Source organism: Sphingobacterium humi (genome assembly GCF_009768885.1).
Taxonomy (GTDB): domain Bacteria; phylum Bacteroidota; class Bacteroidia; order Sphingobacteriales; family Sphingobacteriaceae; genus Sphingobacterium; species Sphingobacterium humi.
Genome location: NZ_WSQA01000005.1, coordinates 242,183 through 256,688, shown reverse-complemented (window position 1 = coordinate 256,688; position 14,506 = coordinate 242,183). Strand labels below are relative to the sequence as shown.

Annotated in this window: 13 protein-coding genes; 1 reads left to right on the top strand and 12 read right to left on the bottom strand. The window is 41.3% G+C overall.

The features are described from left to right. Positions 1-41 precede the first annotated feature (41 nt). The 9 genes from GQF63_RS08905 to GQF63_RS08865 form a co-directional block, all read right to left on the bottom strand. Complete coding sequence (locus tag GQF63_RS08905; RefSeq protein WP_160368876.1) at positions 42-1,166, bottom strand: AAA family ATPase; 1,125 nt, start codon at positions 1,164-1,166, stop codon at positions 42-44. Between the two features lie 221 nt (positions 1,167-1,387). Then, entirely contained in the window at positions 1,388-1,735 is a 348-nt protein-coding gene (locus tag GQF63_RS08900) for a helix-turn-helix domain-containing protein (RefSeq protein WP_212592511.1), read from the bottom strand. Positions 1,736-1,819: 84 nt separating this feature from the next. Further along, positions 1,820-2,659 carry a hypothetical protein gene (locus tag GQF63_RS08895; RefSeq protein ID WP_160368875.1) on the bottom strand — a complete coding sequence of 280 codons (840 nt, stop codon included), beginning with the start codon at positions 2,657-2,659 and terminating at the stop codon, positions 1,820-1,822. 3 nt (positions 2,660-2,662) lie between these two features. Continuing rightward, positions 2,663-3,811 (bottom strand): tyrosine-type recombinase/integrase, encoded by a 1,149-nt coding sequence (locus GQF63_RS08890; RefSeq protein WP_160368874.1) that lies wholly within the window; start codon positions 3,809-3,811, stop codon positions 2,663-2,665. A gap of 4 nt (positions 3,812-3,815) precedes the next feature. Continuing rightward, positions 3,816-4,379 carry a helix-turn-helix domain-containing protein gene (locus GQF63_RS08885; protein WP_160368873.1) on the bottom strand — a complete coding sequence of 188 codons (564 nt, stop codon included), beginning with the start codon at positions 4,377-4,379 and terminating at the stop codon, positions 3,816-3,818. Positions 4,380-4,611: 232 nt separating this feature from the next. Next, positions 4,612-5,991: a tRNA uridine-5-carboxymethylaminomethyl(34) synthesis GTPase MnmE gene (gene mnmE, locus GQF63_RS08880; RefSeq protein WP_160368872.1), complete on the bottom strand. Its 1,380-nt coding sequence runs from the start codon at positions 5,989-5,991 to the stop codon at positions 4,612-4,614. Between the two features lie 53 nt (positions 5,992-6,044). After that, positions 6,045-6,395 (bottom strand): cupin domain-containing protein, encoded by a 351-nt coding sequence (locus tag GQF63_RS08875; protein ID WP_160368871.1) that lies wholly within the window; start codon positions 6,393-6,395, stop codon positions 6,045-6,047. A gap of 1 nt (position 6,396) precedes the next feature. Further along, on the bottom strand, positions 6,397-7,011 hold the full coding sequence (locus GQF63_RS08870; protein ID WP_160368870.1) for an alpha/beta hydrolase: 615 nt from the start codon (positions 7,009-7,011) through the stop codon (positions 6,397-6,399). Positions 7,012-7,086: 75 nt separating this feature from the next. After that, on the bottom strand, positions 7,087-8,025 hold the full coding sequence (locus GQF63_RS08865; protein WP_160368869.1) for a ring-cleaving dioxygenase: 939 nt from the start codon (positions 8,023-8,025) through the stop codon (positions 7,087-7,089). A 216-nt stretch (positions 8,026-8,241) separates the two neighbouring features. On the opposite strand from GQF63_RS08865, the gene GQF63_RS08860 reads away from it, so the two are divergent. Beyond that, positions 8,242-10,467, top strand: a complete 2,226-nt coding sequence (locus GQF63_RS08860) for a HEAT repeat domain-containing protein (protein WP_160368868.1) — start codon at positions 8,242-8,244, stop codon at positions 10,465-10,467. Between the two features lie 549 nt (positions 10,468-11,016). Here the strand turns inward: GQF63_RS08860 and GQF63_RS08855 are convergent. The 3 genes from GQF63_RS08855 to GQF63_RS08845 are packed head-to-tail and all read right to left on the bottom strand — an operon-like array spanning position 11,017 to position 14,501. Next, positions 11,017-11,637, bottom strand: coding sequence for a hypothetical protein (locus tag GQF63_RS08855; protein WP_160368867.1), 621 nt, complete (start codon positions 11,635-11,637; stop codon positions 11,017-11,019). Positions 11,638-11,697: 60 nt separating this feature from the next. After that, positions 11,698-13,248, bottom strand: a complete 1,551-nt coding sequence (locus GQF63_RS08850; protein WP_160368866.1) for a DUF6850 family outer membrane beta-barrel protein — start codon at positions 13,246-13,248, stop codon at positions 11,698-11,700. A 20-nt stretch (positions 13,249-13,268) separates the two neighbouring features. Then, positions 13,269-14,501 carry a DUF4876 domain-containing protein gene (locus tag GQF63_RS08845; RefSeq protein WP_160368865.1) on the bottom strand — a complete coding sequence of 411 codons (1,233 nt, stop codon included), beginning with the start codon at positions 14,499-14,501 and terminating at the stop codon, positions 13,269-13,271. Between the last annotated feature and the right edge of the window lie 5 nt (positions 14,502-14,506).

The window sequence follows — 14,506 nt, the reverse complement described above, 5'->3', positions numbered from 1 at the left end:
GACTGACTGACTAGTTAATTTTAGTCGGCGAACTCAGTCAGTTAGTCAATTTTACTCACTGACTGACTGGATAAATAATATTTTACCGCCCTGCTACGTGGTGTCCCTTCTTTTTTAACTATCTCTAATTCAATTACATGTCTTTCGAATTCTCTGTAACCTCCCTTGGTGACCAAATAGCTGCTTTGATATGCAGAATTAAGTCGGACACGGAATTCTGACTGACTTAAAAATGTTTCATTATGGAAAGCTTCTTTTGCTACTTGATAAAGTGTCAGATAGGGAATGCTTTCTAGTGTGGGTAGGTCTTTTTTCTCCTTTGTCCTCACTTCTTTTGTGAATAGTTCCTCTAACGGCACGCGATCCCCGGTGTTGGTGAAATTGAAAGTTTCTGGATCAAACAGTAGCTTAAAGCTTTCTTTTTTATATTGAGAGGGGAGGTAATTACCTTTTACGATACATAGGTGCTTATAATTGCTGTCATCAGTATCATTTCTGAGTTCTATCGCCAATCGCATCTTAGCTTCAAAGCCCTGACCACCTTGAATGTTGTTTTTAGAAGGAACAAGGTTTTCAGTGCGTTTACCAGTATGATGAAGGAAGCCTATTGCGCACTGGTACCTAGCGGCAATTGCAGAATAGATGCCAAGGGTTTGCCGGACTTTTGCAGAATCGTTTAAATTGTCTCCATAAACATCGCTCCAAGCGTCAATGATCACTAGATCCGCTGGGCATTCCTGAAGTTCGCGTTCTAAATATTGAGGAATATCGAGACTATCAAACTTAAACCGGATGTTTGCTAAATTTTCATATCGATTGGTCTGTTTTTTCAAAAGATATGCAGTTGCTGTCGAATCATCTTCAGTAGAAACGAAAATTACTTTTCTATGTTCAGGCTTGAAATCAAAATCTAGAAACGTACCGTTGTTGATTAAATCAATGGCCATTTGTCTGAATAACATTGATTTACCTGTGTCTGATGCTCCGGCAATGGTAAAAACACAAGATTTTGGTATCAATGGATCTAATAGGTAGGGGATTGACTCTACATCTAATTCAACCAGTTCCAATCCAGTGTATTCAGTTTTGAATTCTGTCTCCTCTGTAGGAAGTTGGATCATTTTAAGGATGTTCTCCTTAACTTCAACGGATTTTAAACTACCCATTTCCACCTCCAATATAACTGGTTAATACTGTTCCATTTTCCCTAACTTCACATCCCCTATTTCTCAGGATAAAATAAACTGTAATTTGTTTGTATTCAGTATTTTTCATACCTTTAACTATTGTAGTTATTTAACAATATAATATTATCACTCCTTGGTTAGTGGTGTGCGATTGGTGGTTATTATGGGGTGTATTAATGTTGGTCTAAAGGAGATAGGAATTATCTCCTTTTTTCTTTGAATTGGCTGGCTTCTTCTTGGATCTCGTCAAGAGATTTTCTTTTACCCTTCTTTAAGTAAGAATTTAACTCACTTACATAAAAGTATAGCTTTCTTCCTCTTTTAATATGAGGGATCTCTCTATTAGAAACTTTTCGATAGAGTGTCGGTTTGGATAGATTTAAATATTGGCAAGCTTCACCAAAAACCAAAAGTTTATCTGAATTGGAATCTTGTAATATTGGCTTCTGATTACTCGTACGTAATAAATCAATTATTCTGTCTAGTATTTCTCCTTGCCTAGCCACTTCAATTGGAAGTTGTTCAAATGTTAATTTCATCTCTGCCATATCATGTAGATTAATGTACGATACAAATGTACATTGATATGACCTCGACAATTTCGACAAATTCGACTGTCGAGAAAATTTATTTTAAATACTCATTAATATACTTTTGATTCTCCTATTGATCACAGTTTGATTGTCAACAAATAATTGACTTTTATTTTGGCTGAATATTGACTTATTGTAGAATCCGAATAGGCGTGAGACTTTTAAAGAGTGTTCTGTTGTTAGTTTAATTTTGATAATTCCTTCCTCTTTTAATCTTCTTAAAAACAATCCTAAAAATGTAATGTTCCCGTTGCTTTCAATGAATTTAAATTCAGAATTTAATATCGGAGGGTTACTTTCCCTAATAATATCTAGAAGCCTAAAGATGTAATCATGGTACTTAGGGTCAAATATATCCTTAAATGATTTTATTTCTGCGGGGGTATTAAATTGCTCTGGATCAACATAGTTATCTTTAAAATATTTATCATACTTTAGGGCTGTTTCGTACCATTCCATAATATTATATTGAATGATATGCCTAATTCCTATATTATAATTAGTAATTAATGTGCCGACATCTACTATCATTCCATTTAACCAGTCTAACGCATCACCACCGTTTTCAACATAATTATCATAAAGATATCTTAGTTCTACAATAACATCTTCAGGTTCAATTTTGTTAATATACGTTGTAAAACGAAGATGATCGTCATGAAGTAAAAAGTCAATTAACCAATTCTCCATTTCTAAATCTTCGTATTTTTCATCCTCAAATAGCTGTTGAGTGTAAATATACTCCCCTTTCCTTGAGGTCATTAAAACTTCATTTCCTTCTGAATCATGCAAGCCATTAGAATCTCCATCACCAATTCGCAGCATTGTATCTGAAGAAAAGACAAATCCAAAATATGGTAAAAAATCCTTTACTTTCATAGTTTATTCATTATCAAAGTTTAACTTAATCTTGTTAACTGCTTCTTGTTTAGCCTGATCCAATACCTTGGTGTAAATCTGTGTTGTTTTTAAAGACCTATGACCCAACAACTTGGAAAGAGTGTATATGTCAGTGCCATAATGCAATTGTAAGGTGGCAAATGTATGCCTGAAATTATGGAAAGTAATATTCTTCGTAATTCCTGCAGCACCGATCCATTGAGCTAAAAACTTATTGTTATATGCGCTGTATTTTAATCCTTCAAATACTAAATCACCTTTATTTGCAGAAAGTGGAATATTAAGTAGTTTATATGCTTGTTCACTTATTGGCTGTCTTTCAAAGCTTCCAGTTTTCTTTTGAGTGAATTCGAGATGATAGCCTAATTCCGTTTTTATGATCTGACCAGCTTTCAATGCTTTTATATCAGAGAATCTTAATCCAGTTAATGCACTGAATAATGCAGCCTTTTTCATCAAAGGATCAACGCAAGTAGTATTTACCAAGGAGTTCAGTTCTTCAATGGTAAGAAACTCACGATTTGAATCTTCAACTTTAATAGCCTCAACTCTTGAACCTTGGTCCGTTTCGATGAGACCATCTTTAAACGCTTGTTTTAATGCTGCCTTAAACTTTAGATAGTAACTTGATGCGGTATTTCTTGATATTTTAGTTGTTTTTGTTCTAATGGAAGGAGCTTCCAGCAAATAATCCCTGAAACCCTCTATAAATGGTATTGTTAAGTCTTTGAAAGAAATATCTTCTGGATGAAATGCATTTAGATAATCAATTGAAGTTAACCAGGTTTTATAATTAGATGTCTTTCGCTTTTTAGCAAGCTTTAGAAAATACTCTTTAAAGGATTTGGAAGCGATTTCCTGCCTTCTAAGCATTTCTTTTTCGTGGCTTGCATAAATCTCAGGTTTATTGACTTCATTCTCCCTGCGAAGCCTTAATGTCTCAGCAAATGAAAGCTTTTCTCTATTGTGTTGTTTCTCTTGATCCGTTTTCGGTTTGGCGTATATGTAAGTTTTAATAAATTCTCTACGCGTTTCTTTGCCCTCTTTTAAAATGGCAGGATAAAAATCTAAATAGAGAGATAATTTCCTTTTATCGGTTAATGGTTTATTCCGAACTGTTACTTTGATCATGGCCTTAACTTAATAGTTTATCAATGTCTTTTTTATTCACTAAGGAATACCGACCTCTCTTAACTTTTTCAATGTTATTCCTTTTAATCAATTCATAAATTGCCTTTTCGGACATATTATATTTAACCTCTATTTCCTGCATAGAATAGTACTCAGTGGTTTCGACGATCAAAGTTTGAGACCGATCGTTATTTATTTCATTGTCCTTGAGCATCTTATCGATATCTGATCGTTTAATGATGGTTTTTCTTTCCAGGAGGTTCGATGCATTAAGCTTCCCAGTATTAATGAGCTTATAGACATTTTGCCTAGAACACCCTATCAATTTCCCAACCTCTGTAACTGAAAGAAACTCTTTGTTAGATAAATCTTTAGAAGTAGGTAGAGATTTTACATTTCGAACCTCTTGAGTTTCTGCTTCTGATCTGGCAATCTTCGCTTGTTTCTGTCTAAGTTTATAATTCCTTTTCCCACAAAATTCAGAACAAAACTTAGTGACCGTAGTCTTGGCTATAAATTCCTTATTACAGTGTTGGCAAATTCTAGTTACCTGAATATTGGAGCTCATTTAATTTAAATAAGTTTATACTTGTGTAAGTATGTAAATTTTGTAAACTTTGTAAACCATATTAGGTACAAAAAATAAATTGTAAACTAACGAGGTACAACAAAGGTACAAATAAATGATAAATTATTTGGTAGTATTGATTATTAATGATAATTTAGATTCTCTATTAAAAGAAGATAATCAAGGTTTTTACTGTTTTAGATAATATTTGACTTATCATAAATAACCCTAGTTACTTCCCAATACAAAACTTACTAAATATATTCTCCAGCAAATCATCCGTAGTAACCGTCCCAGTAATTTCCCCCAGATGATACAACGCTTGCCGAATATCCATTGCTAGGAAATCCGAGGTTATCGGATTATCAATTCCATCCAGCACCTTCTCTAACCCCTGCTTCGTCAGCTGTAAGGCCTCCAGGTGACGAATATTCGTCACGATGACATCATCCGTATTAATATTGCCCAGGTTCACCTGATTCAGCAGCTCATCTTTCAGTTCTTCAATGCCCAGCTGCTGTTTTGCGGAGATATAGATCGGGCTTAGCTCCGCAAAGGAAGCACGCTGCTCCTCGCTAAGCAAATCACTTTTATTAATAATAGTGACAAATGGAATATTCAAGGCTTCCACCTCCTGTATTTGCTGTTTTACGTCAGCAATAGCATCCTGAGTAGGATCAAATAGGTATATAATCAATCGGGCCTGTTTCATTTTGGCCATGGTACGCTCTACGCCGATCGCTTCCACGACATCCTCGGTATGGCGAATCCCTGCCGTATCGATAAACCGAAACGTCACCCCATGAATATTGATTTCGTCTTCAATGGTATCCCGGGTGGTGCCGGCGATATCCGAAACAATGGCACGCTCCTCATTCAACAAAGCATTCAGCAAGGTCGATTTCCCCACATTGGGTTTTCCAGCAATCACCACCGGCACCCCATTCTTCAGCACATTCCCCTGCTCGAAGGAGCGGATCAGCTTCGCAATCACCTGATGAATCTTCATAATCAGCACGCGCAGTTGATCGCGATTGGCAAACTCCACATCTTCTTCCGAGAAATCGAGTTCCAGCTCAATCAGCGAGGCAAAATGCACCAAATCTTCCCGCAGCTGTTTCAGCTGATTCGAGAATCCACCGCGCATCTGCTGCATGGCAATCTGATGGGAAGACGCCGAATTGGAAGCTATCAAATCGGCCACTGCTTCGGCCTGCGATAAGTCTAAACCGCCATTCAGGAAAGCCCGTAAGGTAAACTCGCCGGCTTTGGCAGCACGTGCCCCATGTCTAATCAACAAGCTCAGCACTCGTTCGATAATATACTTGGAATTATGCGTAGAAATCTCCACCACATTTTCCTTCGTATACGAGTTCGGGGCAATAAATAAAGAGACCAGCACCTCATCGATAATCTGCTCGCCATCGCGGATGGTACCAAAGTGGATGGTATGCGATTCCTGCTTCAGCAAGTCCTTCCCTTTAAACACCTTATTGCAAATGAGTAAAGCGTCCGGACCTGAAAGTCGGATAACGGCGATGGCACCATTAGCACCCGGCGAGGTCGCCAGGGCAACAATAGTTTCTTGTGAAGTCGATGATGTTGTAGACATGCCACAAAAATAACAATATGTTCGCTATGCAGCGAATTATTGCAGCAATACTCCTATTCGAGGGTAATAAACAAAGATCGGCGAACCTCCGCTTTCAGGTTTTTGGTTTTATGTCCCTTGCCATGCGTATCCTCCAACAACAAAACCTCACCCGGCAGAAACACCCGCCGTTCGCCCAAGGAAGTTTCAATCTCCACCCCCACGTCCAACAAAACCAAGTATTGCCGCTGTGGTGCCTGGTGAAAATCATAATCATAAGCAGCTTTTACCTCCCGGAAAATCAAGGATTTCACCGGAAGGCCAGCCGATAAAAAACCGATATCCCCTTGGTCAACCAAAGGGATATCGATCACTTCAAAACGGCTATCGCCATGTTCATCAGCATATAATCGCGTAATCTTCATCTTAGCTAAAGATTAATTCATTGGCCAATTCAATCTCTTCCTGGCTGATGGTATGGCCCATGTCCGGATAAATCCGCTCGGTCACCTTGGCGCCCATCGCTGTCAATTGCTTAGTACTGGCTTGCACCCGCTCTACAGGCACATGGAAATCAGGATCACTGGTACCGATAAAAATCGGCGTACCAGCAAAATCACCCCGATAATTTTCCGTATACAATTGATCGCCAATTAAGCCGCCCGTAAAGGCAACAGCACCGCCATAGCTGGCCCCATTTCTGGCCACGTACTCTAAGGTTAAACAAGCGCCTTGCGAGAAGCCTAAGAAGTAAATCTTATCCTTCGCTATCCCTTTGGCCAAGGCTTGGGCCACCGCCTCCTGAACTAAGGCCAAGGCCTGATCCAGGTCCGGTTGATTATCGGCCACAGGGGCCATAAAAGAATGCGGATACCAGGTATGCGCAGCGGCTTGTGGGCCTAACAATAAATAATCGTCAACTTTTAAATACCGCGAAAGCGACATGATATCCTGCGCCGAACCTCCGCGACCATGAATCATGATTAAAGCCTTTTGCGGGTTTTGAGTATTCCCGCCTTGATATATTGTTCCTTGTTGCATATGTTGTCCTCCTTTTGATGAATAGCCTACCAAGCCATAGCCCGGTAGACTAAAAGAAATAGAAAATATTAAAAATTAGTCCTTAAGTGCCGGCAATACCTGCTCGATTTCTGCACGATGCGACTCATATTGCTTAGGCAATTTCAACGCGCTACCCAATGAAGTTAGCGGCTCGTCTACATCAAAACCTGGGTTCTCCGTTGCAATTTCAAACAACACCCCTCCCGGTTCGCGGAAATACAAGGAATGGAAGTAATCCCGGTCTATTTGTGGGGTAATCTGCAAGCCTGCACTTAAAATACGCTCGCGTAAGGCCATCTGATCGGCATCATCCTTCACCCGGAAGGCAATATGGTGGTTCGTACCAGCCGTATTTACGCCGCGTTTAGCATGCTCATCCACTAAAATATCGATGATGTTCGCTGTATCGATACTATTGGTCGCAAAACGATAACGATTGCCCTCTTGTGCCACCTGCTCGTAACCCAATAAATCGGTCAACACCTTTGCGGTAGGCTCCAATTCATGTAAGGTTAAGGTCGTGTTATGAAATCCTTTGGTTGCTTCTGCAGCAGAAACTTCAGAAGTAGCCCATCCAACACGCTTATCCTCCGTTTTAGGCACCACCAAGGAAAGACTCAAGCCATCCGGATCTAAGAAAGGGTGATATACTTCACCAAAACGCTCTACGGCCTCTCCGGTCAAAACATTATGTTCGCCAAAACGCGCTTTCCAAAAGTCTAAACTTCCCGCCGGAACGGCATAGGCTATTTCTGTCGCCATACCTGCGCCATTTCTTCCTTTACCAATGCCTTCCCATGGAAAGAAGGTTAAAATGGTTCCTGCATTCCCTTTTTCATCACCATAATAAAAATGGTATGTGCCCGGATCATCAAAATTCACCGTTTTCTTCACCATGCGTAAGCCTAGTGTTTTGGTATAAAAATCATAATTACGCTGGGCCATGTTAGCGATAGCGGTAATGTGATGCAAGCCTAATACTTTATTTTCCATGATATACTCCTTTTCGATTAAACGTTTATTATTCCTTTATTGTTTATTTAACACTACAAAGATGCATATACGGTAAAGCCTACACATTGATGTATGTTAAGAAAGGAAACCCTACTCAAAAAACGGCGTATCATTCACTATATTTTTACATATATATTAACATAACATGTAGTTTTTATTGCAAATTTGTAAGGTGTACACGAATATGTTAAAAAAATGTTCTTAAAAAACCTCAAATCTACCCTATCCATTGCCTTAATAAGCTCCGCATTATGGGCCAGTGGACAAGAAATTGAAAAACCAAGTATCGCTTCCAATACCAGTTTTGCCATTGTTGTAGACAGTAAAACCTACAATGCCGCAAAAAGCGAACTGGAAGCCTATAAGAAGCTTGTAGAAAAAGATGGGCTTGGCACTTATATCATTCATGCCAACTGGGAATCGCCGGAAAAAATCCGCGAAATCCTACAAGGCTTATACAAACAGAAGAAATCGCCGTTGGAAGGCGCGGTACTCGTGGGGGAAATTCCAATCCCTATGCTACGCGATGCGCAATTCCTGACCTCGGCATTAAAAATAAATCAAAAAATACGCTGGGATAGATCTTCGGTACCTTCCGATCGGTATTATGACGATTTTGACTTGCAATTTGATTACCTGAAACAGGATACCGCAAGCAGCAGAAAACTCTTGCACTATTATTCCTTAAAAGCAGAATCGCCTCAATTCCTGGAAATGGATATTTATACCGCGCGTATCAAACCGCCGGTGGCTGCAGGAGAAGACCGAACCGCAAAAATTAAGGACTACCTGACCCGATTGGTTGCTTTACGCAGTAAGGCCTACCCATTGGATGATATGATTGCTTCCTATGGACATGGCTATAACTCGAATGCCGTAAACTCCATTATGGGCGAGTCTTTAGCCTTGAAATCCCAAATGCCGCAACTCTTCAAACCAGGAGGTTCCATTAAATTCTTGAACTTTAGAAACGCCGAGTTTATGAAGTTCAACCTCCTTTCGGAATTGAAACGCGATCAATTGGATTTTGCCTATATGACCGGTCATGGTACCGCCACACTGCAATTGCTGAACGGCTACCCTTATGTATCCAGTCCGCAACCTTCCATGGACAATGTGGCCCGCTATTTACGTTCTAAAGTGCGCAGCGCCAAAGAAGATGGCCGCGATGTAGATAAAACTATCAACGGTTTTAAAGAATCCTTAGGCGTTTCTGATAAATGGTTTAAAGATGCATTCGATGCCAAATCCATCGAGGCCGATTCCATCTACAATATCAATATGGATATGCAGATGGACGACCTGAAGGATGCAGGCATCAAATCAAAATTAGTTTACTTAAACAGCTGCTTAACAGGCTCTTTTCAATTAGACAATTACATTGCCGGCTATTACCCTTTCTCGAAGAATGAAAATATTGCCGCCGTTGCCAACTCCGTAGGGGTATTGCAAGATTTATGGCCTACCGAAATGATGGGCTTATTAAAAGACGGCTACCGCATCGGTAACTGGTTGAAGCATTTCGCCTACTTGGAAACCCATATCCTGGGCGACCCTACCTTCCACTTTGCCTCCACGCGTAGCAAAGAGCTGAACGACGCCAGTTTCTTAAACAAATCGGCGAGCTACTGGAAGAAGCTTTTGCAGGAAAACAATGCCGATATACAATCCTTGGCCCTGGTTAAATTAACCAATATCCTATCTGAAAAAGAGGCTTCTGCCCTTTTGAAGGAATATTACTTTAATTCGCCATTTGAGCCAACACGGATGCAAGCCTTCCAACTGTTACGTCGCTTTGAAAACAACGACTACCAAGAGGTGCTGCATGCCGCCAAATCGGATTCTTACGAATATATCCGTCGTCGTGCCATCTACGACCTGAGCGATTTCGGATCGGATGATTTCACCCGCGACTTAATCGAGTTTTACATCAACGATCCGCACTCCGAGCGAATTACCTACCGCGCGAAATGGGGATTACAATTCTTAAACCCGAGCCTTGCTAAAAAGGAAGTAAACGAGCTCATCCGCAATAACCCGGCAATCGCTGGCCGCGAAGTGCTCGCCAATAAGCTGGATAAGGACTTAGATTATTACAAAAAGAAATCTGAAGACTTAGTAAAAGCCATCGGCAACAAAGAACTTTCCGAAAAAGAAAGACTAGGTGAACTTACAACCCTACGACTTTACAGACACCACAGCGCTGTACCAACCGTAATTGATGTCGCTAAAGACGAGCAAAACTCAGAGGTAATCCGCACGACAGCTTTGGAAGCCCTAGGCTGGTTTACGCTATCCTACCAACGTGAAAACATCATTAAAGGTTGTGAAGAGATTATCGCTTCCAATGCGCCTGAAGCCGTGAAAAAAGAAGCCCTGAAAACAAAAAACAGAATCCACGGCGCTTCGCATAAGATTTAAGAGATTTTTGTTTTCGTGCTGTTATCAAATTATCACCGCTTTGCGATGACATTGTCATCGAGAGCTTTGTCATCCTGAGCTTTGTCATCCTGAGCTTTGTCATCCTGAGCGGAGTCGAAGGACGAACCACGAACCACGAACCACGAACGACTGGTACGTCAGTGCAGGTAAATAACAATAATAACTTGTTTATCAACACTTTGATAAACAAGTTATTATTATTGTGATGTTCCAATGTTACGATGCCGTTTGCGATGATAGGTTCACACAAAACACTGATAATTAACACAATACATGATTAATTGTACTGACGTACCAGTCGTTCGACTCCGCTCACGATGACAGCACTACCAACTACCGTCCTCCCCCCTTTCTCTCCCCTTGCTCTCCCCTTTCACACCCGTATCACCCCCCTTTACAAAGGGCTCTGCAAAGGGAGAAAAAAGGTATAACAAAGCGTATTAAAAAACCCATCTCCATAGCATGCCATAAAAAATCCCGGCTCACATGAACCGGGATTTCTTATTTCCTTCTGTTAAAGCGGATCGCTTAATGCTGATGATCTAGCGGCGGGGTAATCATGATATGCGCTTTGTAAGTACCTTCGTCCATAAGCCATGGCATTCCGATGTTATTCCCTTTATTAGACATCCCGTAATCGGCTGCTTTAGCGTATGGCACATAAATTACGTAGCGTCTTTTGGCGTCTTTAATTTCGCCGGTTTCCGGGTTTAAGTCTTCGGCTGGTCCCCAGTAGCCATACAGCATGCTAGGCGTTTGCGGAATCTTTAATTTGCCGGCTTTGAATTCCGCTTCGCGGATCTCATCGCGTTGCTTGCGTTTTCCTTCGGCGGTCAACTCACGGCCACGCGCCATAAACGGATCCAAACTCTCTGGATAGCAATACGCATAATATACCGACATTTTATAGTCTGGTGCTAAACAGATATAGCCATTGGTTCCTTCACGAAGAGTCACAAATTTACCTTCCGGGCTATAGCCATACACCTTTGCGCCTTCACGAAACTCTGTAGGAGCTGCTTGCAAGGCAACTTTGATCTGCACATCGGCAGCAGGAACCGCTCTAGGTTTCACCTCTTTGGTCTGTTGTGCCTGCACATGCAATAACATAGCGCTGGCAAGCATCAAGAAACTAATTATTCTTTTCATCGTTGTAAATTTTATTTTCTATTCATAGCACATGCTATACAAATATAACCCTAATCTTGGTTAAAATGTTGCGCCAATGCTAAAATGAAACGATTTCCGGTCTTTAAAGGTATAGCTATCCGTTTTAGTGAAGCGTCCGGCAGCTTTGAAAAACAGCTGAACATTCGACTGGTTATTAAGCTGTTGAGCATAGGTAATGGGTAGTTCGTACTGCTGAAAATCTGCTTTATAAAACTGAAAATTACGTTCTTCCAAATCTGTTACGGTTAAACTGTTTGCATCAGAGCCATTATAAACAAAAGAAGCCTTATCGTTTTTCTTAAACTGCGCCTTCAATCCAATCGCCAATTGCGATTTACGAATGCTCGATAAGGAAAATAGCTTGTTGGCTTCTAAACCGTAGCTGATGTTCGATACTTCCATGTTCGATTCCGGAATAAGGTAGCTATCGTGCAATTGATCATAGCTTAGCAATGCCGCAGCCTTCCAATTATACGCATCGCCCTGCTTTTGCAAAATCTCATAGCGCGCCGCAAACTGTTGACGGTGATAGGTTGATCGCACAGATTGATAGCGGGTATAATAACCGTCGCTCTCCGTTCCGCTTACAAATTCATTGATGTATTCAATGCCATTGGTTTTTCCATCGCTAAAATCAGCCTGCAAGCCATGCAAGAAAATAGCACCCTCGCGTTGCAGCTGCAAGCCGCCATCCCAACGCTTTTCCAAGGTAGAACCACCGGGCCTAGAATTGCTAAAGGAGATATTGGCATCTTCAGCCTTCACGCGGTAGTTCGCGAAAAGCAAGGCTTTAATGGCCCCTTGATACTGATATTGTAGTCCGCCACCTAAAGCATCGCCCAGGTAATTATAGGTTCTTCCTGCCCCCACATAATTAAAGGAATTGCCCAAACCAAATAAGGCGAAATAACCTTGGTCTACATTGCTGGTGAAATTAGAATTGTTGGCCTCTTCCTTATAGTTTTTATACAAAAAGTTGGCCCCCAATGCATGCTGTTCATTCACTGCAAAGGTTACAGCGGGCAACACATCCAATTGGTAATACTTATTGTTGGTTCGAATATCACGTTGTTTAGCTCCAGAGGAAGCCTTATAATGTGCGGCCAAGCCTAGATACCAATGCTCGCCTAATTGGCGACTGCTGGCTTTAAAACCGAAGGCATAATGCTGGTTTTGCCAATTGCTGGCATTTGTATCGGCCAACATATACGGCATCCCACGGAACGGATCGATCAAGGTGGTATTGTATTCCGCCGCTTTGATGTCATTCCGATTATAGCTAAAGTAGCCCTGAATATAGGCCTTTTTCAAATAGGTATTCCCACGGGTATACAGATCAACATCGGTTTGGCTTTTCCCTGCTTGTGGCCGTCGGAAATTGCCATCGGTTTGTCCATAGCCCAGCGATAAACTGGAATGCTCCTTGGGCTGATCAAGCAATAAACCCGCAGCATTATTAGTTTTATTCCATTGTAAATACTGAATCTCTTGTTCTTGTTCAATAATGCTCTTATTCCCTTCCTGTGCCATGGCCGGAGCGATGCTTGCTAACAGACTGGCAAGGGTAAGGCGTATGTATATCGTTTTCATAGATGCGTGGCTATGGATCATTAATTTGCTAAAGACCAGGATGGAATTCCTTCGCCGTAGAAGCGGAAGGTAGGTACCACCATACGTTCAAAATCTTCAGTACTGTTATTTGTGTCTTGTAATATAGGCTTCCCATCGGCGTTTGTGCCCGACTTCTTCCGACGTACGCCTTTAGAATTGTAGGTGGCCCCTACATAGGTCATGCCGGCATCCAATACCGAAGCGACCCGCTTGGCCTCAATCATATTTTCATTATGCCCACATTCTACCGCATCCATAATATAGGTCAGCGGAATCTTCGCAAAAAGATTGGCAGATGTAGTGCCCAAGTTGCGCGTTTGCAAAGACTTATTGTTTACCGGATCGTAGGTTTCACCCTCCGGCACGCGGAAGATCACATAGGCACCGCCAAATACCGCTGTAAGGTATTGTGGCAAACTGCCCTTTCCTGCCAAACCATTATAGAATACGTGTTGCATATTTGCCGCTGGCTGATCGGGGAAATTCGCATTGTTCATGTTAAACTCAAATTCCGACGTAGAACAATCGATTGGTGAGTTCGGGCTGTACTGCGGCAATTTATGATTCGCCGCAAATTGTGCCATGCTAAACGATTCACCCGGTGCTAAAGGATAGTCTTTGCCCGTTCCAGGAATCTTCCAGATGCGCTCGGCATAAATATATTTTCCAGCATCCTCTTCTGGCCAAACCGGCAATTTTAAAGTTGCCGTTCCGGGGGTTAGGTTGGCGAAATACAAGCCATCAAGGTATACCGTCTCATCGGAGTTATTGATGATTTCATAAAACTGGTTCCGGAAGTAGAAAGGTTCCGTGCCGGCAAAAAAGATTTCACTAAAGGCTAAGGGACCTACAGATGCACCACTCACATCGATGTTGATAGATTCCCCGTCCTTTACTAAGAGATAATTGATTTTACTGCCATTCAGAAAAAAGGTCTTTCCATCTTCTTCCACATTTCCGGTAATATTAATGGAATAGGTTCCCGGAATCAGCTTATCGATTTTATTCACACCGTCGGTCATGATATGTTCGGTGCGGAAGCCTTCGGTAAAGTTTTCCAGAACAATTTTTAAGCCTTCGGTTGATTCGATGCCTGCCGCTTTCGGGTTTGCCGTAACGTTTAAGGTCATATAGCCTATATCATCGGTATTCAGTCCGTTATCAATGCGGTCACAAGAAGTGCTCAAGGCCATAAAGGCAAGCAGACCGGCGTATATTGGAGCTAATTTCATGGGTA

Excerpts from the sequence above, each read along its gene's own strand:
- GQF63_RS08850 (WP_160368866.1), bottom strand. The coding sequence starts at position 13,248 with ATGAAAACGATATACATACGCCTTACCCTTGCCAGTCTGTTAGCAAGC.
- GQF63_RS08900 (WP_212592511.1), bottom strand. The coding sequence starts at position 1,735 with ATGGCAGAGATGAAATTAACATTTGAACAACTTCCAATTGAAGTGGCT.
- GQF63_RS08905 (WP_160368876.1), bottom strand. The coding sequence starts at position 1,166 with ATGGGTAGTTTAAAATCCGTTGAAGTTAAGGAGAACATCCTTAAAATG.
- GQF63_RS08860 (WP_160368868.1), top strand. The coding sequence starts at position 8,242 with ATGTTCTTAAAAAACCTCAAATCTACCCTATCCATTGCCTTAATAAGC.
- GQF63_RS08885 (WP_160368873.1), bottom strand. The coding sequence starts at position 4,379 with ATGAGCTCCAATATTCAGGTAACTAGAATTTGCCAACACTGTAATAAG.
- GQF63_RS08875 (WP_160368871.1), bottom strand. The coding sequence starts at position 6,395 with ATGAAGATTACGCGATTATATGCTGATGAACATGGCGATAGCCGTTTT.
- GQF63_RS08890 (WP_160368874.1), bottom strand. The coding sequence starts at position 3,811 with ATGATCAAAGTAACAGTTCGGAATAAACCATTAACCGATAAAAGGAAA.
- GQF63_RS08870 (WP_160368870.1), bottom strand. The coding sequence starts at position 7,011 with ATGCAACAAGGAACAATATATCAAGGCGGGAATACTCAAAACCCGCAA.
- GQF63_RS08895 (WP_160368875.1), bottom strand. The coding sequence starts at position 2,659 with ATGAAAGTAAAGGATTTTTTACCATATTTTGGATTTGTCTTTTCTTCA.
- mnmE (WP_160368872.1), bottom strand. The coding sequence starts at position 5,991 with ATGTCTACAACATCATCGACTTCACAAGAAACTATTGTTGCCCTGGCG.
- GQF63_RS08845 (WP_160368865.1), bottom strand. The coding sequence starts at position 14,501 with ATGAAATTAGCTCCAATATACGCCGGTCTGCTTGCCTTTATGGCCTTG.
- GQF63_RS08865 (WP_160368869.1), bottom strand. The coding sequence starts at position 8,025 with ATGGAAAATAAAGTATTAGGCTTGCATCACATTACCGCTATCGCTAAC.
- GQF63_RS08855 (WP_160368867.1), bottom strand. The coding sequence starts at position 11,637 with ATGAAAAGAATAATTAGTTTCTTGATGCTTGCCAGCGCTATGTTATTG.